The organism is Streptomyces sp. NPDC054834, assembly GCF_053611185.1.
In genome coordinates this window covers 201944-223612 of record NZ_JBSGZV010000012.1, presented here as the reverse complement: position 1 = coordinate 223612, position 21669 = coordinate 201944, and the positions used below count along the sequence as shown (strand labels likewise).

Genomic DNA, 21669 nt, shown 5'->3' with positions numbered 1-21669 from the left:
CCCCCAGACCCCCGGTCTATGCCCACCCACCACCCGTGCGGGCGGGCTGGAAGGCACGCTCCCTTCTCAGCCCGCCCGGCGTCCGAGGCCGAGGCCGTTCAGGCCGACGGGGTCCGGGGCGAAGCCCCGGCGGGGCGCAGGGGCGGAGCCCCGCAAGGGTCCAGGGGGCGGTAGCCCCGGCGGGGCGCAGGGGCGGAGCCCCGCAAGGGTCCAGGGGGCGGTAGCCCCCGGCGGGGTCGAAGGGGCGGAGCCCCTGGGGACGGGAATGGGTAGGGGCGGCGGAGGCGAAGAACGGACCCCCACCGCGCCGCCCCGGCAAGGCTCAAGAGGCCGCGCTGCGCAGCCCCTGCATGTCGATCTGCTCCGTCTCGTCGTGGGCCGTCAGGTCGATGACCTGGCCGACGCCACGCGACCCCTCGTCCGCGGGCTTGAAGTGGGCCTCCGACTCGGCCTTGTGGAGGGCGAGGGCCTCCTGGCCGACCACATCGGCCAGATCCTCGTTCTGCACGGCGTCCAGCGCGGCGGACGGCGCCTCCTTCTGCGTACCGAAGAAGTCGAAGCCACCCTCGACCGCCGGACGCCGCACGGGCGCGGCCGGCACGACGGCCACCGCGGTCGGCACCGTGAAGTGACCCGCGGGCTGGGACGCGGCCTGGGCGGGCTCGGCCGACGCCGTCGTGGTGGTGGCGGCGGCCGCGTGCTCATGCCCGTCGACCGCCTCGGGCTGCCCCTGCTCCTCGTCCTCCGAGGCGGGCTCCGGAGCGGATGCCGTCACGCCCTCGCCGACGCCCTCTCCTTTGGCGACGACTTCGCCACCTTTTCCGGCTCCTTTGGCGACGACTTCACCCTCGGGCGCCTCGTCACCGGTGCCGAACCGGGCCAGCGCCACCCTGGCCCGCAAAAACAGCTGGGAGCCCTCCGGGGAGAACACCCCGGAGACCCCGGAAGCCGCCGGCCCGTCCTCGGCGACCTCGGTCTCGGCGTCGACCTCGGTCTCGGCGTCGACCTCGGTCTCGGCGTCGACCTCGGTGTCGGAGTCGACCTCGGCGTCCACCTCGGCCCCCTCCGCCGCACGCGCGGGCGGAAGCGCAAGGGACGACGGCGACGGCGACGGCGCGGCCTCTATCTCGAGCAGCCGCCGCCCCTCCAGCGCGCTGGCCCGCTCGGTCTCCGCCGTGGCGTACCGCCGCAGCAGCGCGGCGTGCTCGTTGCGCAGGCCCGCCAGCTCCGCCCGCTTGGCCCGCAGCCGCTGCTCCAGCTTCCCGCGCACCTCGCGGGACTCCTCGAGATCGGTCTCCAGTTCGGCGACCCGCTCCTCGAACCGCCACTCGTCACTCGCCCGCGCGCGCGTGAGGTCGGCCACCTCCTTGCCCGCATGGATGTCCCAGCGGCGCATGACGACCGCACCGACGACAGCCGTCGCCGCGGCGGCCGCGGCCAGGGTGCGGAGCATCGCCTGCTCCGAGAACACCCAGGGGCCCAGCGCGCAGACGACGGAGACGCCTGCGATCGCCGACGGGGGCAACAGCCTGTGCAAAGGCGGGGAATGGCGATGACGTCCACGTGGCATGGCCAGAAACTTACCGCGAGTAGGCGAACCTTGGCGCCCCACCCCGTAAAAACACAGCCATGATGAAGTCTTCAAATTTTCAGCGGTCGCTGAGCCGGCCGCTCATCCACTGGAGTGTCGGCGGGATCTCCCGCCGCCAGGTGTTGAAGTTGTGGCCACCGCTGTCCAGGATGATCGAGGAGATCCGGGTCAGGTTCGTGGCTCGCACCTGATCTATGAATTTCAGCGTGGCCTTGTAGTTGGATTCTCCGATCCTGCTGCTGGTGACGAGCAGTGAGGTGTCCGGCGCGGCCTCGTGCTTGAGGAACCACCGCAGATCGGAACGATTCCGCAGCTTCCTGTCACCGTGGAAGAGGTCACCGGTCGTGGGGTCGGTCGGCGCCTTGTAGTAGGGGGACAGGCCCGCCCCGGCCGCATACACGCCCGGGTGGTGCATGGCGAGCTTCAGCGCACAGTAACCACCCGTCGAGTCCCCGATGATTCCCCAGCTCCCGGGCTTTTTGCCCACCCTGTAGTGAGCCAGTACGGCATCGGGCAGATCCTTGGCGAAGAACGTCTCCGTCTGCGGCCCGCCCGGAATGTCCATGCACTCCGTGTCGCGCGGCGGAGCCACCGTCGGCCGCAGCATGATCAGGATCATCGGCTGCATCCGCCCGTTCTTGGCAAGCTCCTGCGCCGTACGCGGATAACGCAGTTTGTCCACCAGAGCCTGCGCGGTGCCCGGATATCCGGTGAGGACGACGGACGCGGGGAACGTACGCGTGCGGTACTGCGGCTGGAAGTACTCCGGCGGCAGATACACGTACGCCGGTGTGGCGATATGGGTCGTACGGCCGACGATGTCCACCTTCTGGACCTGACCGGCCGTCTGCGGCCGTCTCCCGTCCACCCCCTGCACCAGCGCCGTGGTGCGCACCTGGAGCGGGCCGCCGCTGCCGCCGCCCGGCGCGTAGTCGACGACGACGCCCTGGGCGGTCTCCCGGCCGAACAGGTCCGCCCAGCTGGCGTAGAAGCCGAAGGCCTGGTTGGCGGCGATGCCCACGGAGGCGAAGACCGCCAGCTGGGTGGCGAGGAGCAGGCCGACCCGCCCGCTGACGGGCCGCCAGCCGCGCCTCGCCAGCCGCGGCCACTGCCACACCGTGCCGACGAACAGCAGCACGGCCAGCACGATCGCCATCACCAGCACTTTGTTGCTCGTGAGTCCCATGAGCTGTTCCTGCCTGCGCTTTCCGCCCACAGCTCGGCCACGCGATCGTCGCAATGGCTTGCCCCGGGCTTTCCTTGGGCTTTGAACCGGCTTTCCGGCGAGGAAGGAACCTTCTTCCCCGAGACACCGTCCTAGAGGGCGCAATGTCGCCGGATGCCCGAAAGGGGCACCGGGCTCAAGGTCTCTCGCGGAACTACGGGATGCGATGTCTGTCAGGATAGATGGGGAAATGTCGGGCGGGGTTCCGAGCCGATCAAGCCGAGCGCGGCGCATAGTCCGCGGTCCGCGTCCCGAGGCCGTCCCCGCTCTGGTCGGCAGGGCCGGCGCGGTCGTGGGGCTCCTGGACATCGCCGCGGGCGTGTTCCCGCGCTTCCGTCACAGCCGTATGCACGCCATCGCGGAGGTGCTGCCGGGATCCTTCGGCCCCTTCGCCGCGGCCCTCTCGCTCAGCGCGGGCGTGCTGTTGCTGCTCCTCGCACACGGGCTCAAACGGCGCAAGCGCCGGGCCTGGCGGGCCGCGGTGGCGCTGCTGCCGGCCGGCGCGGCGGCGCAGTTCGTGTACCGGCACTCCGTCGTCGGGGCGCTGATCTCACTGGCGCTGCTCGTACCGCTGCTGCGCCACCGCCACGAGTTCGAAGCCCTGCCCGACCCACGCAGCCGGTGGCGCGCGCTCGCCAACTTCGTCCTCATGGGCGCCGGTTCCCTCGTCCTCGGACTGGTCATCGTCAGCGTCCACCCGGACCGGATGGTCGGCGACCCGAGCCTGGCCGATCGGCTGACCCACGTCATCTACGGCCTGTTCGGCTTCGAGGGCCCGGTGGACTACCAGGGCAACACCTCCTGGACGGTCGCCTTCTCCCTCGGCGCCCTCGGCTGGATCACCGCCGCCACCACCATCTACCTGGCCTTCCGCCCCGAACACCCGGCCGCCCAGCTGACCGAGGAGGACGAGACCCGGCTGCGGACGCTGCTGGACAAGCACGGCGGCCGCGACTCCCTCGGCCACTTCGCGCTGCGCCGCGACAAGGCCGTCGTCTTCTCCCCCAGCGGCAAGGCGGCGGTGACCTACCGGGTCGTGTCCGGCGTGATGCTCGCCAGCGGTGACCCCATCGGCGACGTCGAGGCCTGGCCCGGCGCCATCGAGCGGTTCATGGACGAGGCCAAGGCCCACTCCTGGACCCCCGCGGTCATGGGCTGCTCGGAGACCGGTGGCGAGGTCTGGACCCGTGAGACCGGCCTGGACGCCCTCGAACTGGGCGACGAGGCGGTGGTGGACGTCGCGGATTTCTCGCTCGCCGGACGCGCGATGCGCAACGTGCGACAGATGGTCAAGCGCATCGAGCGGGCCGGCTACGAAACCCGGGTACGGCGTATCCGTGACCTCGGCGAGGCCGAACTGGACCGTATCCGGCGCGCGGCGGAGGACTGGCGCGGCACCGACACCGAGCGCGGCTTCTCCATGGCGCTCGGCCGCATCGGCGACCCCTCGGACGGCGACTGCCTGATCGCCACCGCGCACAAGGCGGACGACCAGCCCGGCGAGTACGGCGACCTGAAAGCGATCCTGCACTTCGTGCCCTGGGGCACCGACGGCGCCTCCCTGGACCTGATGCGGCGCGACCGCTCGGCCGACCCCGGCATGAACGAACTGCTGATCGTCGCCGCGCTCCAGGCGGCCCCGAAGCTCGGCATCACCCGCGTGTCACTGAACTTCGCGATGTTCCGCTCGGCCCTCGCGCGCGGGGAGAAGATCGGCGCGGGCCCGGTGCTGCGGGCCTGGCGCGGACTGCTGGTGTTCCTCTCCCGCTGGTTCCAGATCGAGTCCCTGTACAAGTTCAACGCCAAGTTCCAGCCACGCTGGGAGCCGCGCTTCGTGGTCTACCGGGCCTCCGGCGACCTGCCCCGCATCGGCTTCGCCGCCATGCAGGCGGAGGGCTTCGTCAACCTCGCCCTGCCGCTGCCGCGCTTCCTGCGGCGCCGCACCGCCGCCCGCCCGTGCTCCCACGGGCTCGCGGAGCACGAGGTCCGCGACGTCCGCGCGGCATGACCCCGACCGGCCCGGCCGGAAGCCCCACCCCCTCAAGCCCCGGGGACTTCCGCTCGGGCCGCCTCCGTGGCAGGCCCTAGGCTGAACGTATGAGCAACCAGAGCGGGCGCGGCACAGTGGCGGGCCTTCCGGCATGGGACCGCTGCGCGGTCATGGGCGTCGTGAACGTGACCCCCGACTCCTTCTCCGACGGCGGCCGCTTCTTCGACACCACGGCCGCCGTCAAGCACGGGCTCGACCTGGTCGCCGAGGGCGCCGACCTGGTGGACGTCGGCGGCGAGTCCACCCGCCCCGGCGCCACCCGCGTCGACGAGGACGAGGAGCTGCGGCGCGTCATCCCCGTCGTCCGCGGCCTCGCCTCCGAGGGCGTCGTCGTCTCCGTCGACACCATGCGCGCCTCGGTCGCCGCGCAGGCCCTCGCCGCGGGCGCGGCACTTGTCAACGACGTCAGCGGCGGCCTCGCCGACTCCGCGATGATCCCGGTGGTGGCCGAGGCGGGCGCCCCCTTCGTCGTCATGCACTGGCGGGGCTTCCTCCAGGGCGGCAACGTCAAGGGCGTGTACGAGGACGTCGTCACCGAGGTCGTCGACGAGCTGCACGCGCGCGTGGAGGCCGTCCTGGCGGGCGGTATCGCCCCCGACCGGGTCGTCGTCGACCCCGGCCTCGGCTTCTCCAAGGGGGCCGGACACGACCTCACCCTCCTCGCCCACCTCGACCGGCTGCGCCCCCTGGGCCATCCCCTGCTGGTCGCCGCCTCCCGCAAGCGTTTCCTCGGCCGCGTCCTCGCCGGCCCCGAGGGCGCCCCTCCCCCCGCCCGGGAACGCGACGCCGCCACCGCCGCCGTCTCCGCCCTCGCCGCCCAGGCCGGCGCCTGGGCGGTCCGGGTCCACGAGGTACGTGCCACGGCGGACGCGGTCCGGGTGGCGCGGGCGGTGGAGGGGGCGAGGTGAGCGCTCCCCACACCGACGTCGAGCAGGTCGAGCTCGCCAACACGGCCTTCTACGAGGCCATGGAACGCGGTGACTTCGAAGAACTGTCCTCACTCTGGCTCACCCCGTCCGATCTGGGCGTCGACGAGACCTACCACGACCCGGCGGACGCCGGCGTGGTCTCCTGCGTGCACCCCGGCTGGCCGGTGCTCACCGGCCGCGGCGAGGTTCTCAGGTCGTACGCGCTGATCATGGCGAACACCGACTACATCCAGTTCTTCCTCACCGACGTGCATGTCTCCGTCACCGGCGACACCGCCCTCGTGACCTGCACGGAGAACATCCTCAGCGGAGGCCCCGCGCCGGAGGGCGGCGAGGAGCTGGGCCCCCTCGTCGGCCAGCTCGTCGTCGCCACCAACGTCTTCCGCCGCACGCCCGTCGGCTGGAAACTCTGGTCCCACCACGCCTCCCCCGTTCTGGCCGAAAACGACGAGGACGAGGACGACGACACACCCGCCTGAGTGGGTAGGCGGCCCGCAGGGGCCAAGAAGTGGTTGGAATCACGAACTCACGGGTAGGTGCGGCTACCAGCCCGTGAGCCGCCGGGTTCCGCAGGGGAAACGCGCGATGAACCCTCCTGGTCCCATCGCCGGCCCACGCCCCCGCAGCCTGGCTCTGTCCGCGTCCGCGGGTAGATTCGTCCGAGGCCGGTGTGCCGCCCGCACACGGTACGGACGGCCGGTACCGACGACAGCAGGAGTGATTCGCGTGGATCGTGTCGCGCTGCGCGGCCTGAGGGCCCGCGGGCACCACGGTGTGTTCCCCGAGGAACGCGAGAAGGGCCAGACCTTCGTCGTGGACCTCGTGCTGGGACTGGACACCCGGCCGGCCGCCGCCACCGACGACCTCGCGAAGACCGTGCACTACGGCATCGTGGCCGAGGAGGTCGTGGCCGTTGTCGAGGGCGAGCCGGTGAACCTCATCGAAACGCTCGCCGAGCGCATCGCCCACGCCTGCCTGAAGCACGAAGGCGTCCAGGAGGTCGAGGTCCGCGTCCACAAGCCGGACGCACCGATCACGGTCCCCTTCGACGACGTCACCGTCACCATCACCCGGAGCCGAGTATGACCGCATTCTTCACGCAGGGTCCCACCGACCCGACCGTACAGCCGGTGCCCGCCTCCGTCGTGGCGCAGGTCGACGCCGCCGACACCACTCTTCAGAACCCGAAACGGGCCGTGCTCTCCCTCGGCTCCAACCTCGGCAATCGCCTGGAGATCCTTCAGGGCGCCATCGACGCCTTCGAGGACACCCCCGGCGTCCGCATCAAGGCGGTCTCCCCCGTGTACGAGACGGAGCCGTGGGGCGTGGAGCCCGGCAGCCAGCCGTCGTACTACAACGCGGTCGTGGTCCTGAAGACCACCCTCCCCCCGTCCTCCCTGCTGGAGCGCGCGCACGCCGTCGAGGAGGCCTTCAACCGGGTACGGGACGAGCGCTGGGGGCCGCGCACCCTCGACGTCGACATCGTCGCGTACGACGGTGTCACCTCCGACGACCCGTACCTCACCCTGCCCCACCCGCGCGCCCACGAGCGCGCCTTCGTCCTGGCGCCCTGGCACGACGTGGACCCCGACGCCCAGTTGCCCGGCCGCGGCACGGTCGCCGACCTCCTCGGCATCGTCACCCGTGACGGTGTGGCGGCCCGGGGGGACCTGGAACTCCGACTGCCCGAGTAGTCGTTAAGGTCAAGACGACCTGGACACCGGCAAGCAGGAGCTGAAGGGACACCGTGAGAGAGCTGCGCATCAGGGTGCTGGCCGGCGTTTTCGTCGTGGCCGGCGTCCTGTCCTGGGCGGGCGCCCGCCTGTGGAATTCGATCGGGACCCTGCCCAGCGTCCCGCTGGCCGCGCCCATCGTCCTCGCCCTGATCGCCGTGGTCCTGCTGTCCACGGCGTTCTCCTTGCGCGCCCGCCTCAAGGCCCAGCGTGAACGCCGCCCCGAGGCCAAGGGCGTCGACCCCCTGATGGCCGCCCGCGCGGTCGTCTTCGGCCAGTCCAGCGCGCTGGTCGCCGCCCTCGTCGCCGGCATGTACGGCGGCACGGGCGTCTTCCTCCTGGAACTCCTCGACATCCCCGCCCGCCGCGACCAGGCGCTCTACGCCGCCTTCTCGGTCCTGGCCGGCATCGCCGTCGTAGCGGCTGCCCTGTTCCTGGAACGGGTCTGCAAACTCCCCGAGGACGACGACGAGAACCACCCGGGCGCGGAACCGGTGGCGTGACCGAACGGGCTATCGCGCCATGATCAGGCTCATTGCCTCATTGCGCGTAGCCGAGTCACGAAGCTGACCGCGCACCGCCGAGGTGATGGTCTTCGCTCCGGGCTTGCGGACACCCCTCATCGACATGCACATGTGCTCACACTCGACGACGACGATCACGCCCCGGGGCTCCAGGATCTCCATGAGAGAGTCGGCGATCTGTGTGGTGAGTCGTTCCTGCACCTGCGGGCGGCGGGCATAGACATCCACGAGCCGGGCGAGCTTGGAGAGGCCTGTGATCTTGCCGTCGATGGACGGAATGTACCCGACATGGGCAACTCCGACGAATGGCACGAGGTGATGTTCACAGCTGCTCAGGACCTCGATGTCCTTCACGAGCACCATCTCGTCGTGCCCGAGGTCGAACGTCGTGGTCAGCACGTCTTCGGGCTTCTGCCACAGCCCCGCGAAGATCTCCTTGTAGGCCCGCGCCACCCGCGTCGGGGTCTCCTTGAGGCCCTCGCGGTCCGGGTCCTCGCCGACCGCGATCAGGAGTTCACGGACGGCGTTCTCGGCGCGCTTCTCGTCGAACTCGCCGATCGTGCCCTCGCCGTCCAGCGTCACGGGGTCGGTCATGGTGAAGCCTCGTTCCTTCGTCACTCAGCGGCGGGCATGTGAAACGCCGCGCCCCCCAGGCTAGAACCTGGGGGGCGCGGCAATCATTCCGGTCCGGGAACGGTCAGCTCTCGGGACGGTCCTCCGGGGACGGTTCGGTCGCCGGGGCGGACTCCGTCGCCGTGGACTTCGCCGTGCTGATCGCCGGGCTCGCGCCGTTCGCACCGTTGGTCAGTGCGAGCTCCTTGGGGGAGAGCACCGGCGGGCGGGTGGACGGCGTACGCCGGGACGAACCGGTCCAGGCGGGCCGCGGCGGGCGCTTGTGGATCGGGGCGAAGATCTCGGCGATCTCCTCCTTGCCCAGGGTCTCCTTCTCCAGCAGCTGGAGCACCAGGTTGTCGAGGACGTCGCGGTTCTCGACCAGGATCTCCCAGGCCTCGTTGTGCGCGTTCTCGATGAGCTTCTTGACTTCCTCGTCCACCAGCGCGGCGACCTCTTCCGAGTAGTCGCGCTGGTGAGCCATCTCACGGCCGAGGAACGGCTCGGTGTTGTCGCCGCCGAACTTGATGGCACCCAGGCGCTCGGTCATGCCGTACTGGGTGACCATCGCGCGGGCGGTGGCGGTGGCCTTCTCGATGTCGTTCGCCGCGCCCGTGGTCGGGTCGTGGAAGACGAGTTCCTCGGCCGCGCGGCCGCCCAGCATGTACGCCAGCTGGTCCAGCATCTCGTTGCGCGTGGTCGAGTACTTGTCCTCGTCCGGGAGCACCATCGTGTAGCCGAGGGCACGGCCTCTGGACAGGATCGTGATCTTGTGGACCGGGTCGGAGTTCGGGGAGGCCGCCGCGACCAGGGCGTGACCGCCCTCGTGGTACGCGGTGATCTTCTTCTCCTTGTCCGACATGATCCGGGTCCGCTTCTGCGGGCCCGCGACCACGCGGTCGATCGCCTCGTCCAGCATCTTGTTGTCGATGAGCTTCTGGTCGCTGCGGGCCGTGAGCAGGGCCGCCTCGTTCAGCACGTTCGACAGGTCGGCGCCGGTGAAGCCCGGCGTGCGGCGGGCGACCGCGGCCAGGTCCACGTCCGGGGCGACCGGCTTGCCCTTCTGGTGGACCTTGAGGATCTCCAGACGGCCCTGCATGTCCGGGCGGTCGACCGCGATCTGGCGGTCGAAGCGGCCGGGGCGCAGGAGGGCCGGGTCGAGGATGTCGGGCCGGTTCGTGGCGGCGATGAGGATCACACCGCCCTTGACGTCGAAGCCGTCCATCTCGACGAGCAGCTGGTTCAGCGTCTGCTCGCGCTCGTCGTGACCGCCGCCCAGGCCGGCGCCGCGGTGGCGGCCGACCGCGTCGATCTCGTCGACGAAGACGATCGCCGGGGCGTTCGCCTTGGCCTGCTCGAACAGGTCACGGACTCGGGAGGCACCGACACCGACGAACATCTCGACGAAGTCGGAACCGGAGATCGAGTAGAAGGGCACGCCCGCCTCGCCGGCGACGGCGCGCGCGAGCAGGGTCTTGCCGGTGCCGGGCGGGCCGTACAGCAGCACGCCCTTGGGGATCTTGGCGCCGACGGCCTGGAACTTGGCCGGCTCCTGGAGGAACTCCTTGATCTCGTGGAGCTCCTCGACGGCCTCGTCCGCGCCCGCGACGTCCGTGAACGTCGTCTTCGGGGTGTCCTTGGTGATGAGCTTCGCCTTGGACTTGCCGAAGTTCATGACCCGGGAGCCGCCGCCCTGCATCTGATTCATCAGGAACAGGAAGACGACCACGATGAGGACGAAGGGGAGCAGGGAGAGCAGGACGCCGAGGAACGGGTTCTGCTTGGACGGCGACACCGTGTAGCCGTCCGGAATCTGCTTGTCCTGGTACTTGGTCTGTAGCGTGCTGGCGATGGCCACGCCCTGGTCGCCGATGTAGCTCGCCTGGATCTTCGAGCTGCCGTCGACCTTCACGCCGTCCTTGAGCGTGACCTTGACGGTCTGCTCGTCGCCGGTGGTGAGCTTGGCCGACTCGACCTTGTTCTCATTGATCGCCGCCACGACCTGGCCGGTGTCCACCGTCTTGTAGCCGCCGGACGAGCCGACGACCTGCATCAACACGACCACGGCAAGGACGGCCAGCACGATCCACATGACCGGCCCACGGAAGTATCGCTTCACGTCCATCCATACGGAGCGGTGCCGCCCCGTCCCTCCTGCCATAGTGAGTTTGATAAGACAGTTCTTCTGACGGTACCCCAGCCTGGTTGCCCGAAGCCGCCTGAAGGTGCTCGGACGGCTGGCTGTCCCGTCTCTGCATCCTCCAACGGTAAGAAACCCGCTGGGGTTCCCGATCGTCTTACGTGCTTGGGCCCTCTAAGGCTCAGCCGCCGTAGACGTGAGGGGCGAGCGTACCGACGAATGGGAGATTGCGGTACTTCTCGGCGTAGTCGAGGCCGTAGCCCACGACGAACTCGTTGGGGATGTCGAAGCCGACCCACTCCACTTCGATGGCGACCTTCGCGGCGTCCGGCTTGCGCAGCAGCGTGCACACCTTGAGCGAGTCGGGCTCGCGCGAGCCCAGGTTGGACAGCAGCCAGGACAGCGTCAGGCCCGAGTCGATGATGTCCTCGACGATCAGGACGTGCTTGCCCTTGATGTCGGTGTCGAGGTCCTTGAGGATCCGCACGACTCCGGAGGACTGGGTGCCCGCGCCGTACGACGACACGGCCATCCAGTCCATCGTGACGGGGGTGGACAGCGCCCGGGCGAGGTCCGCCATGACCATCACGGCGCCCTTGAGCACGCCGACGATCAGCAGGTCCTTGCCCTCGTACTCAGCGTCGATCTTCGCGGCCAGCTCGACCAGCTTGGCGTCGATCTCTTCCTTGGTGATGAGCACCTGCTTGAGGTCGGCACCCATGTCTTTCGCGTCCACCCGCATCACTTTCGGTCGTCCCGCACTTACGGCCCGCCGGCTGCCCGAGACCGCCGGACGGTTCTCCGGGAGGTACGGGATTCAGCCTTGCCGAATCACCAGTCTGCCACCCTGCCGCTGGGCGACGACTTTGCCCGGGAGATTGATGACTCCCTGACCTCGCCAGCCAGTGATCAGCCGGTCGACTTCCTCGATGTGGCGGGCGAACAGCGAACCGGCCGGGGCGCCGGCCTCGATGGCGGCGCGGCGCAGGATGCGGCGGCGCACGGCGGGCGGGAGGGCGTACAGCTTGGCGCACTCCAGCAGACCGGCGGCGTCGCGGACGGAGGCCTCGGCCTGGCGGGCCCAGGCGTCGAGGGCGTCGGCGTCGTCGCGGGAGAGCTGGGCGGTGCGGGCGAGGGCTTCGACGACGCCCTTGCCGAGCGCCTTCTCCAGGGCGGGCAGGCCCTCGTGGCGGAGCCGGGAGCGGGTGTAGGCGGGATCCGCGTTGTGAGGATCGTCCCAAACGGGGAGGGACTGGACCATGCAGGCCTTGCGGGCTGTCTGCCGGTCGAGCTGGAGGAAGGGGCGCCGGTAACGGCCGCCGGCCCCCGAGACCGCGGCCATTCCGGACAGGGAGCGGATGCCGGAGCCACGGGCGAGGCCGAGCAGGACGGTTTCGGCCTGGTCGTCGCGGGTGTGTCCGAGCAGGATCGCGGTGGCGCCGTGGCGTTCGGCGGCGGCGTCGAGAGCGGCGTAGCGGGCGTCCCGGGCGGCGGCCTCGGGCCCGCCTTCGCGGCCGACGGTCACGGCGGCGGACTCCACCGGGTCGAGGCCGAGCTCGCGCAGCCTGAGGGCGACCTCTTGGGCGCGCAGGTCGGAGCCGGGCTGAAGGCCGTGGTCGACGGTGACACCGCCGGCGCGGATGCCGAGCTTGTGGGCTTCGAAGGCCAGGGCGGAGGCGAGGGCCATGGAGTCGGCGCCGCCGGAGCAGGCGACGAGCACGAGCGGGGAGGGGGGCCGCTCGGCTGTGTCGTCCGGGTCCGGGCCGGAGGTCTGGTGGTCGTTGAGGATGTCGTGGAGGACGCGGCGGACCGCCAGGCGTATCGCCGCGACCGCAGGATGGGGACCCATGTCCGGTTCCCTTCATGAAGTTTTCGGGGGATGAGCCCGAGATCGGTCACTCAGAGTGTGTAAATGGTGACAGAGACGGGCCGTTCCCCGAGCATTGCACGCCTACCCATCGCTCACGGTCCCTCGGACGGGTGATTGGAGGGGCGTTCGCCTGCCGTCGGCCGGATTCGCTTCACAACTTCCGTACGGTGTTCACGACTCGGCTTTGCGGTGCACCCGCGCGACCCAGTCCGCCGGTTTGGCGATCTCCGCCTTGGTGGGCAGGGTGTTGGGGGAGGTCCACACCCGGTTGAAGCCGTCCATGCCGACCTGGTCGACGACGGCCCGTACGAAACGTTCGCCGTCCCGGTACTGCTTGAGCTTGGCGTCCAGGCCGAGCAGCTTGCGCAGGGTCATGTCGAGGCGGGAGGCACCCTTGGCGCGGCGTTGCTGGAACTTCTCGCGGATCTCGGCGACGGTCGGCACGACCTGTGGGCCGACGCCGTCCATCACGAAGTCGGCGTGGCCCTCCAGGAGCGACATCACGGCGGTGAGGCGGCCGAGGATCTCGCGCTGGGCCGGGGTCTGCACCAGTTCGACGAAGGACCGGCCGCCGTCGTCCTCCTCGGCTTCGGGGCGGCCCCCGGCGAGCGACTGGGCGGCCTCCCGGACGCGTTCCAGGATGGTCATCGGGTCGACGTCCGTCTCGGCCAAGAAAGACTGGATTTCGCCCTCAAGGTGGTCGCGCAGCCAGGGCACGGCGGTGAATTGGGTGCGGTGCGTCTCCTCGTGCAGGCAGACCCACAGGCGGAAGTCGTGGGGCTCCACGTCGAGTTCGCGCTCCACGTGGACGATGTTCGGCGCGACCAGCAGCAGCCGGCCGCCGCCACTCGGTGAATCAGGGCCGCCGGCCGGCAGGTCCCGGCCGGCCGGGGCGAAGGTCTCGTACTGGCCGAGGACGCGGGAGGCCAGGAAGGACAGCAGCATGCCGAGTTCGACGCCGGTCACCTTGCCGCCGACGGCGCCGAGGACCGCGCCGCCGGGGGTGCCGCCGCGCCGCTCCTGCATCTTGTCCAGCAGCGGCTTGAGGATCTCCCGGAACCCCGCGACGTTGGCCTGGACCCAGCCGGGCCGGTCGACGACCAGGACGGGGGTGTCGTGGGCCTCCTCGGTCTCCATACGAGTGAAGCCCCGGACGTGTCCCTCCGAGGCTTTGGCGTGGCGGCGCAGCTCCGCGACGACGGCCCGGGCCTCGTCGCGGCTGACCTCCGGTCCCGGCCGTACCAGCCGGGTCGCGGTCGCCACCGCGAGGTTCCAGTCGACCATCCCTGAAGAGGCACCGATGCTCGTCATGTGTCAACCGTACGTGAGCGCTGCCGCTTGGGGCAGGGCGTACGGGGCCGGCGGGACGTCGGGGGGCTGCCGGGGACGGTGTCGAACGTGCCCCGGCCCTTGCGCACGGGTGGTTACCGGGCGCAGCCGCAGCCCGCCAGTGCCGTGGCTGTGCGGTCCAGGGCCGCCTGGGCCTCGGCCGGGTCCGTGGTGTCGGAGGTCAGGAAGGCGAAGGCCAGGAGGCGGCCGTCACGGTCGACCGCCGTGCCCGCGAGGGTGTTGACGCCGGTCAGCGTGCCGGTCTTGGCGCGGACGACGCCGGCCGCGCCGTCGGTGTAGCGGTCGGCCAGGGTGCCGGTGAAGCCCGCGACCGGGAGGCCGGTGAGGACGGGGCGGAGTTCGGGGTGGGAGGGGGATCCGGCCTTGACGAGCAGGGCGGTCAGCAGGTCCGCCGTCATCTTGTCGTCGCGGTTCAGGCCGCTGCCGTCGTGGAAGTCCGCTCCGGTGACCGGCAGGCCGAGCCTGCTCAGCCGGGCGTCGATCGCCGCGGCACCGCCGTCGAAGCTCGGGCGCTTGCCGGTCGCGAGGGCGGTCTGCCGGGCCAGGGCCTCGGCGATGTCGTTGTCGCTGTTGGTCAGCATGCGTTCGACCAGGGCGGACAGCGGCGGCGAGGAGACGGTGGCCAGGGTGGTCGCGCGGCTGGTGGCCTTGGAGGGGCCGGGGGACGTCGTCTTGATCCCGTCGTCCGCCAGGAACCCCGCGAACGTGGCCGCCGCGGCCGCCGCCGGGTCGCTCACGCGGGTCACCGGACCGCTGGTGGAGTCGTCGGTGCGGCCCTCGTCGGCCATCAGCGCGCCGACGGGGGCGAGGTTGTCGTTCACCCCGATGGGATGCAGCTCGGAGCCCGCGTACAGGGTGGCGTCGTACGAGAGGGTGACCTTGTGGACGCCGCGCTTCTTCAGCGCGGCAGCCGTGTCCCGGGCCAGCGTGCGCAGGCTCGCCCAACTTCCCCCACTCTCGGCTTCGCTCGAGCGGGAGGTGCCCCCATCTTCCTTGTGGGCGGTGAGGGTCGGGTCGCCGCCGCCGACCAGGACGAGCTCCCCGGTGTCCGGCAGGAGCGCGGCGCGGGTGGTGAGGCGGTGGTCGGCGCCCAGGGCGGACAGCGCGGCGACGGCGGTGGCGATCTTGGTGGTGGAGGCGGGGGTCATGGCCCTGTCCGCGTCGACGCCGTACAGGCGCCTGCCGGTGGCCACGTCGACGACCGACGCCGTGTGGACCCTGCCGAGCGCCGAGGAGTCCAGGAGGGGGCCCAGGAGGTCCGTGACGGCCTTTGCGGCGGGTGCGGACTTCACGGTCGTCGCGGTGTCGCCGAGGCCGGTCAGGACGGACGCGGCGCTCGGGGCGGGGCGGGGGCCGTCCGCCCTCGTGCCGGAGCCGTCGTCGTGATCTTTGCCACCTGTCCGCTCCTGGGCGGTTGCCCGCTCCCGCTCGGCCGTACGCTGACCGTCGGCGTCCCAGGGACCCGCGGCGGTCACCACACCGGCAGCCAGCGCCAGTCCGGCGGTGGCGGCGGCCGCGGTGTACTGCCAGGTCCTCGAGGCCGTCGGCCGGGAGACCGCCGGGAACCGCGTGAGGGACGCGGGCGGCGTGATCCGTGCCAGCCGTGGTCCCACGGCCCGCGTCACCCGCGCGACCCGCGGTTTCGCGGCCGTCACGGCCCGTGCCAGTCGCGGTCGTACGGCCTCCGCGATCCGCACCACGTGCGGTCTCGCGGCACGCCAAGGCCTCAGTTCTGGCACGACCAACAGCCCCTTTCGCGATCACACACCTGCGTGAGGGACACTTAATCACCAGAACTATGTGCTGATCATGGAGGAGCCACCGGTGGAGTTCGACGTCACGATCGAGATCCCGAAGGGTTCGCGCAACAAGTACGAGGTGGACCACGAGACCGGTCGGATCCGCCTGGACCGTCGCCTCTTCACCTCGACCGCCTACCCGACCGACTACGGCTTCGTCGAGAACACCCTCGGCGAGGACGGCGACCCGCTGGACGCGCTGGTCATCCTGGACGAGCCGACCTTCCCGGGCTGTCTGATCAAGTGCCGCGCGATCGGCATGTTCCGGATGACGGACGAGGCGGGCGGCGACGACAAGCTGCTGTGCGTGCCGGCCACCGACCCGCGTGTGGAGCACCTGCGGGACATCCACCACGTGTCGGAGTTCGACCGCCTGGAGATCCAGCACTTCTTCGAGGTGTACAAGGACCTGGAGCCCGGCAAGTCGGTCGAGGGTGCCAACTGGGTGGGCCGCACGGACGCCGAGGTGGAGATCGAGCGGTCGTACAAGCGCTTCAAGGAGCAGGGCGGTCACTGACCTGCCGGTTTGATGATCGCGGGCCGCGGCACCCTACTGGGGTGACGCGGCCCGTTCGTATGCCCATGCGCATACTGAAGCTTTACGGAAGGTGTCGTTCAGGGAGCGTTGAGGAGTGACGGAGGCGGAGGACCGCAAGCCTCGGTCGGACGAGGCGAGAAGCTCGTACGACCCCGAGATCACGTCCGAGTTCGCCATTCCGGCCGGGCTCGCGGTGCCCAGGACGGGCGGTGAGTCCGAGACGACGTCCGAGTTCGCCGTGCCCCGGGGGCTGGGCGCGCCGCAGCCGCCGAGTCCCGAGGAGGGGTCGGCGTTCAGCACGCCCAGCACCTACAGCGCCGACCAGGCCCCGCCCGCCTTCACCCCGGCGGCCGGGATACCGGTGGTCAGCCTGGTGAAGGACGCGCCCTGGCAGGACCGGATGCGCGCGATGCTGCGGATGCCGGTGGCGGAGCGGCCGGCGCCGGAGCTGGTGCACAAGGTGGAGGAGGACGGTCCGGCCGTCCCGCGCGTGCTCGACCTGACCCTGCGTATCGGCGAGCTGCTGCTCGCGGGCGGCGAGAACGCCGAGGACGTGGAGGCCGCGATGTTCGCGGTGTGCCGCTCCTACGGGCTGGACCGGTGCGAGCCGAACGTGACCTTCACGCTGCTGTCCATCTCGCACCAGCCCTCCCTGGTGGACGACCCGGTGACGGCGTCCCGGACGGTGCGGCGCCGGGGCACCGACTACACGCGTCTGTCGGCCGTCTTCCGGCTGGTGGACGACCTGTCGGACCCGGAGACCCACATCTCTCTGGAGGAGGCCTACCGGCGCCTCGCCGAGATCCGCCGGAACCGGCACCCTTACCCGGGCTGGGCGCTCACCGGGGCCGCGGGGCTGCTGGCGGGGGCGGCCTCCCTGCTCGTCGGCGGTGACGCGCTCGTGTTCGTGGCCGCCGCGCTGGGCGCGATGCTCGGCGACCGGCTGGCGTGGCTGTGCGCGGGGCGCGGGCTGCCGGAGTTCTACCAGTTCACGGTGGCCGCGATGCCGCCCGCGGCGATCGGCGTGGCGCTCACAGTGGCCCACGTCGACGTGGTGGCCTCCGCGGTCATCACCGGTGGGCTGTTCGCGCTGCTGCCGGGGCGGGCGCTGGTGGCGGGCGTGCAGGACGGGCTGACCGGCTTCTACATCACCGCCTCGGCGCGCCTGCTGGAGGTCATGTACTTCTTCGTCGGCATCGTCACCGGCGTGCTGGTGGTGCTGTACTTCGGCGTGAAGGTGGGTGCCGAGCTCGATCCGGACGCGGCGGTGAACATCGCCGACCGCCCGGTGCTCCAGATCGTCGCGTCGATGCTGCTGTCGCTGACCTTCGCGGTACTGCTCCAGCAGGAACGGTCCACCGTGCTGGCGGTGACCCTCAACGGCGGTGTCGCGTGGTCGGTGTACGGGGCGATGCACTCCGTCGGCGGTATCTCCCCGGTGGCCTCCACGGCCGTGGCGGCGGGCCTGGTGGGCCTGTTCGGGCAGTTGCTCTCCCGCTACCGGTTCGCTTCCGCCCTGCCGTACACGACCGCGGCGATCGGGCCCCTGCTGCCGGGCTCGGCCACCTACTTCGGGCTGCTGTCGATGGCGCAGAACAAGGTGGACGAGGGCCTGGTGTCGCTGGCCAAGGCGGCGTCGCTCGCCATGGCCATCGCGATCGGGGTGAACCTCGGGTCGGAGATCTCGCGGCTGTTCCTGCGGTTCGGCTCCGCGGAGGGGCGCCGGGCGGCCAAGCGGACGCGCGGCTTCTGAGGGCTACTGGCGGTAGTTGCCCTGGTTGTAGTCGTACGGGTACTGCTGCTGGCCGTAGTCCTCGGGGTATTGCTGCTGCTGGCCGTGGTCCTGCGGGTACTGCTGCTGGCCGTGGTCCTGCGGCGGGTACTGCTGCTGGCCGTAGTCCTGCGGGTACTGCTCCTGGCCGTGGTACTGGTCGTGGGAACCGTACGACTGTTCCCGGCCGTAGGACTGCTCCGGGTACTCCGGGTGCTCCGGGTACTCCGGCTCGATGCGGCGCAGCCGGGTCGTCGCGTCGTCCATGGCGGGGGGCTGCTGGAGCGGCTGATGCTGTTCGGCGGGCGGGGCGTTCCCGGCCTTGGAGCGGGCACGCAGGAACTCGATGGCGATCGGGATCACCGAGATCAGGACGATCAGGATGAGGAAGGTTTCGATGTGGTCCCTGACGAGCGCGTGCTTGCCGAGCCAGGAGCCGAGCAGGGTGACGCCCGCGCCCCACAGGACGCCGCCGATGACGTTGAAGGTCAGGAACGAGCGGTACCGCATGCCGCTGACGCCGGCGATGATCGGCGTGAACGTACGCACGATGGGCACGAAGCGGGCCAGGACCAGGGACTTGGGGCCGTACTTCTCGAAGAACTCGTGTGCCTTGGTGACGTTCTCCTGCTTGAACAGGCGGGAGTCCGGGCGGTTGAAGAGGGACGGGCCGACCTTCCTGCCGAACATGTAGCCCGCCTGGTCGCCGAGGATCGCGGCGAGGCAGATCAGGGCGATGGCAGCCCACAGCGGGAAGTCCAGGTCGTTCGTCGTGATCAGCAGGCCGCAGGTGAACAGCAGCGAGTCACCCGGCAGGAAGAAGCCGATGAGCAGGCCGGACTCGGCGAAGACGATGAGGAGCAGGCCCCAGATGCTGTACGTGTCGAGCAGATAGTTGGGGTCCAGCCAGCTCGGGCCGAGGGCGAGTGTCATCACGGGTCCGGGCTCCTGAGGGGGTGAAGTCGATCGCGGCGTCCTTGTGCGCCCGCACAAAGCTATCAACGCGATGTGTCCGCCCCAGGTTCCACCAGTGCCTCCAGGATGCACTGTGCGGCGACTGGCACAAAGCTATGAGCCATGGGAACCGACGGCTACGGCGGCGTCGCCTGGTTGCGGGTCTGCACCAGCGTCCTGGTGAGCCCCTCCAGCTCGCGGCCGATCATCGACTTCAGGCCCGCGCCGATCTGGCTGCCCACGTGCCGGGAACGATGGAACGGCTCGTCGAGCACGCACGCGCGCGTGGGGCCAACGGGGTGCTGATGTTCCGCTTCGACGTCACGGAGGCGGCGGATGTCGGCACGGAGCTGTGCGCCTACGGGACGGCGGTGGTCCTGGCCCGGGCGTGAGCCCGGGCCAGGAAGTCACACGGTGTGGCGGGCGGCGTTCGCCAGGATGGCCTCCTTGAGGTGCTCGGCGAGGCCCGGCCGCATGGCGTCGTAGTACGCCTTGAAGCGCTCGTCGGCGACGTACATCTCCGCGAGGCACCGGTGCATCTCGTAGGGGCACTCGAAGTACCACGTGCCGATGTGCCGGCGGTGTTCCTCGGCCAGGCCCATGGCGGCCTCGTCGGTCGGCGGCCCGCCGGCCGCCATCATGGCGACGTAACGCTCCTCCCACGCGTCGACCTCGGCCTTGATGCGCTGCCAGTCGTCCTTCGTGTAGCGGGCGGCGCGGCGCTGTGACTCGGCCCACTCCTGAGTTCCGCCCCAGCGCTCCTCCGCCTCGTCGGCGTACCGCGCGGGGTCCTTGTCCCCGAAGACTTCGAAGCGTTCCTCGGGCGTGAGGTTGATGCCCATCTTGCGTGCCTCCATGGCGTGTTCCACGGCCTCGGCCATCTTGCGCAGCTTCTCGATCCGGGCGGTCAGCAGTTCGTGCTGGCGGCGCAGGTGCGCACGCGGGTCACCTCTGCCGGTGGCCAGGTCGTCGAGCAGGACCGCGACCTCGTCGAGCGGGAAGCCGAGCTCCCGGTAGAACAGGATCTGCTGCAACCGGTCGAGGTCGGCGTCGCTGTAGCGCCGGTGGCCCGCGTGGCTGCGCTGGCTCGGGGTGAGCAGGCCGATGTCGTCGTAGTGGTGCAGGGTGCGCACCGTGACTCCGGCGAAGCCGGCGACCTGTCCCACGGAGTAGCTCACTTCGTCCGCTCCCTTCTCGGTACGGCACCAGGCTGGGTCCTCACGCCACGTGAGGTGCAAGCCCACGGCTCTTCGGGATGTTCCGCCCGCTTTGCCCACTTATGGTGAGCTGGTGGCCCAGGACACCGCGCCGCAGGCGCCCCCGACCGCGCCGGCGACGCCCGCGCGTGACCTCCTGCCGCTGATCCTGCCCGCGGTCCTGGTCGGCGCCGGTTCGAGCCTGCTGTATCTGCTGGTGAGCGGGCTGGCCGAGCGATTGCAGGGCGTCCTTTGGGGGCCACTGCCCGACGCGCTGGGCATCGGCCGGTACTCCGTGCTGTGGATGCTGGTCATGCTCACCGCGACCGGGGTCGCCGTGGGGCTCGTCGTGTGGAAGGTCCCCGGTCACGCGGGTCCCGATCCTGCCACCCTGGGGATCAGTGCCCCGGTGCTGCCCGCCGTGGTGCTGCCCGGTCTGCTGCTGGCGACCGCGCTGACGCTGGCGGGCGGTCCGAGCCTGGGTCCGGAGAACCCGGTCATCGCGGTGAACGTGGCGCTCGCCTTCTGGCTCGGCCGCAGGCTGGCGCCGCGGATGCCGGGGGCGGTGTGGCCGATGCTGGCGGAGGCGGCGACGATCGGCGCCCTGTTCGGCACGCCGGTGGCGGCGGCCCTGGTCTTCTCCGAGGCACTGGCCGGCCGGCAGCTCAGGGGCGCCCTGTGGGACAACCTCTTCGCGCCGCTGGCCGCGGGCGCCGTGGGTGCCATGACCACCACCCTGGTGGCCCACCCCACCTTCGACCTCGGGCTGCCTCCGGTCGGCCGCCACCCCGGCTGGGGCGACCTGTCGGCCGCGCTGGTGGTGGCCCCGCTGGCCGCGCTGTTCGGCATGTGCGCGGTGTACGCCTTCCCGTACGTCCACAGCGCCTTCCGGCGGTTGCGGCACCCGATGCTGGCCCTTCCCGCCGGCGGGTTCGTCCTGGGGCTCCTGGGGGCCCTGGGCGGCCATCTGACGCTCTTCAAGGGGCTGGCGGAGGTGGAGGAGCTGGCGAAGAGTCCCGACGGCTGGTCGGCGGGGCAGTTCGCGACGATGACGGTGGTGAAGCTGGCCGCGCTGGTCGTCGCCGCCTCCTGCGGTTTCCGCGGCGGGCGGATCTTCCCGTCCGTCTTCATCGGCTCCGCCTTCGGGCTCACCGCCCACGCCCTCGTACCCGGGGTGCAGCCGGCGGTCGGCGTGGCGGCGGGTGTGCTGGGCATGCTCCTCGCCGTCACCCGTCAGGGCTGGGTGAGCCTGTTCACCGCCGCGGTCCTCGTGGCCTCACCGACGATCATCGCCCTGCTGTGCATCGCCTCGCTGCCGGCCTGGCTGCTGGTGACGGGGCGGCCCCAGATGCAGTTGCGCGATGACGGAACCCCGATCCGCTGACCC

Annotated in this window: 19 protein-coding genes and 1 pseudogene; 10 read left to right on the top strand and 10 right to left on the bottom strand. The window is 70.8% G+C overall.

The features are described from left to right. Positions 1 to 322: 322 nt before the first annotated feature. On the bottom strand, positions 323 to 1537 hold the full coding sequence (locus tag ACWGJM_RS19060) for a hypothetical protein (protein ID WP_453412824.1): 1215 nt from the start codon (positions 1535 to 1537) through the stop codon (positions 323 to 325). A gap of 112 nt (positions 1538 to 1649) precedes the next feature. After that, entirely contained in the window at positions 1650 to 2777 is a 1128-nt protein-coding gene (locus ACWGJM_RS19055; RefSeq protein WP_453412823.1) for an alpha/beta hydrolase, read from the bottom strand. A gap of 229 nt (positions 2778 to 3006) precedes the next feature. Between ACWGJM_RS19055 and ACWGJM_RS19050 the strand changes: the two genes are divergently transcribed. From ACWGJM_RS19050 to ACWGJM_RS19025, 6 genes are all read left to right on the top strand, one after another. After that, positions 3007 to 4824 carry a phosphatidylglycerol lysyltransferase domain-containing protein gene (locus ACWGJM_RS19050; RefSeq protein WP_453412822.1) on the top strand — a complete coding sequence of 606 codons (1818 nt, stop codon included), beginning with the start codon at positions 3007 to 3009 and terminating at the stop codon, positions 4822 to 4824. Between the two features lie 89 nt (positions 4825 to 4913). Beyond that, entirely contained in the window at positions 4914 to 5774 is an 861-nt protein-coding gene (gene folP / locus ACWGJM_RS19045) for a dihydropteroate synthase (RefSeq protein WP_453412821.1), read from the top strand. Continuing rightward, a complete protein-coding gene (locus tag ACWGJM_RS19040; protein WP_453412820.1) occupies positions 5771 to 6274 on the top strand; it encodes a nuclear transport factor 2 family protein in 504 nt (167 codons plus the stop codon). The genes folP and ACWGJM_RS19040 overlap by 4 nt, the downstream gene beginning before the upstream one ends. Positions 6275 to 6521: 247 nt before the next feature. Then, the gene (folB, locus tag ACWGJM_RS19035; RefSeq protein WP_390737177.1) at positions 6522 to 6881 is read left to right on the top strand and encodes a dihydroneopterin aldolase; all 360 of its coding nucleotides are present in this window, start codon (positions 6522 to 6524) and stop codon (positions 6879 to 6881) included. Then, on the top strand, positions 6878 to 7489 hold the full coding sequence (gene folK / locus ACWGJM_RS19030) for a 2-amino-4-hydroxy-6-hydroxymethyldihydropteridine diphosphokinase (protein ID WP_453412819.1): 612 nt from the start codon (positions 6878 to 6880) through the stop codon (positions 7487 to 7489). The genes folB and folK overlap by 4 nt, the downstream gene beginning before the upstream one ends. Positions 7490 to 7542: 53 nt before the next feature. Continuing rightward, on the top strand, positions 7543 to 8031 hold the full coding sequence (locus tag ACWGJM_RS19025) for a DUF3180 domain-containing protein (protein ID WP_453412818.1): 489 nt from the start codon (positions 7543 to 7545) through the stop codon (positions 8029 to 8031). A gap of 9 nt (positions 8032 to 8040) precedes the next feature. Here the strand turns inward: ACWGJM_RS19025 and folE are convergent, their stop codons facing one another. From folE to dacB, 6 genes are all read right to left on the bottom strand, one after another. Next, positions 8041 to 8646 carry a GTP cyclohydrolase I FolE gene (gene folE, locus ACWGJM_RS19020; RefSeq protein WP_453412817.1) on the bottom strand — a complete coding sequence of 202 codons (606 nt, stop codon included), beginning with the start codon at positions 8644 to 8646 and terminating at the stop codon, positions 8041 to 8043. 103 nt (positions 8647 to 8749) lie between these two features. Next, positions 8750 to 10789, bottom strand: coding sequence for an ATP-dependent zinc metalloprotease FtsH (gene ftsH, locus ACWGJM_RS19015; RefSeq protein WP_453412816.1), 2040 nt, complete (start codon positions 10787 to 10789; stop codon positions 8750 to 8752). A 196-nt stretch (positions 10790 to 10985) separates the two neighbouring features. Then, on the bottom strand, positions 10986 to 11546 hold the full coding sequence (gene hpt, locus ACWGJM_RS19010) for a hypoxanthine phosphoribosyltransferase (RefSeq protein ID WP_453412815.1): 561 nt from the start codon (positions 11544 to 11546) through the stop codon (positions 10986 to 10988). Between the two features lie 75 nt (positions 11547 to 11621). Next, a complete protein-coding gene (gene tilS / locus ACWGJM_RS19005; protein WP_453412814.1) occupies positions 11622 to 12653 on the bottom strand; it encodes a tRNA lysidine(34) synthetase TilS in 1032 nt (343 codons plus the stop codon). A gap of 192 nt (positions 12654 to 12845) precedes the next feature. Continuing rightward, entirely contained in the window at positions 12846 to 13985 is a 1140-nt protein-coding gene (locus ACWGJM_RS19000) for a zinc-dependent metalloprotease (protein ID WP_453412813.1), read from the bottom strand. 113 nt (positions 13986 to 14098) lie between these two features. Beyond that, positions 14099 to 15769, bottom strand: a complete 1671-nt coding sequence (gene dacB, locus ACWGJM_RS18995) for a D-alanyl-D-alanine carboxypeptidase/D-alanyl-D-alanine endopeptidase (RefSeq protein WP_453412812.1) — start codon at positions 15767 to 15769, stop codon at positions 14099 to 14101. 79 nt (positions 15770 to 15848) lie between these two features. Between dacB and ACWGJM_RS18990 the strand changes: the two genes are divergently transcribed. Both ACWGJM_RS18990 and ACWGJM_RS18985 read left to right on the top strand, forming a co-directional pair. Continuing rightward, positions 15849 to 16340, top strand: a complete 492-nt coding sequence (locus ACWGJM_RS18990) for an inorganic diphosphatase (RefSeq protein ID WP_046730908.1) — start codon at positions 15849 to 15851, stop codon at positions 16338 to 16340. Between the two features lie 115 nt (positions 16341 to 16455). After that, a complete protein-coding gene (locus ACWGJM_RS18985) occupies positions 16456 to 18114 on the top strand; it encodes a threonine/serine ThrE exporter family protein (RefSeq protein WP_453412811.1) in 1659 nt (552 codons plus the stop codon). 3 nt (positions 18115 to 18117) lie between these two features. Here ACWGJM_RS18985 and ACWGJM_RS18980 read toward each other — a convergent pair whose 3' ends face one another. Then, entirely contained in the window at positions 18118 to 19068 is a 951-nt protein-coding gene (locus ACWGJM_RS18980; RefSeq protein WP_453412810.1) for a VTT domain-containing protein, read from the bottom strand. 272 nt (positions 19069 to 19340) lie between these two features. Here ACWGJM_RS18980 and ACWGJM_RS18975 point away from each other — a divergent pair. Further along, a pseudogene (locus ACWGJM_RS18975) lies at positions 19341 to 19478 on the top strand (heavy metal-binding domain-containing protein); the annotation flags it as partial. Between the two features lie 15 nt (positions 19479 to 19493). On the opposite strand, the gene ACWGJM_RS18970 reads toward ACWGJM_RS18975, so the two are convergent. After that, entirely contained in the window at positions 19494 to 20264 is a 771-nt protein-coding gene (locus tag ACWGJM_RS18970) for a MerR family transcriptional regulator (protein ID WP_453412809.1), read from the bottom strand. A 112-nt stretch (positions 20265 to 20376) separates the two neighbouring features. On the opposite strand from ACWGJM_RS18970, the gene ACWGJM_RS18965 reads away from it, so the two are divergent. Beyond that, positions 20377 to 21666: an ion channel protein gene (locus tag ACWGJM_RS18965; protein ID WP_453412808.1), complete on the top strand. Its 1290-nt coding sequence runs from the start codon at positions 20377 to 20379 to the stop codon at positions 21664 to 21666. Positions 21667 to 21669 lie beyond the last annotated feature (3 nt).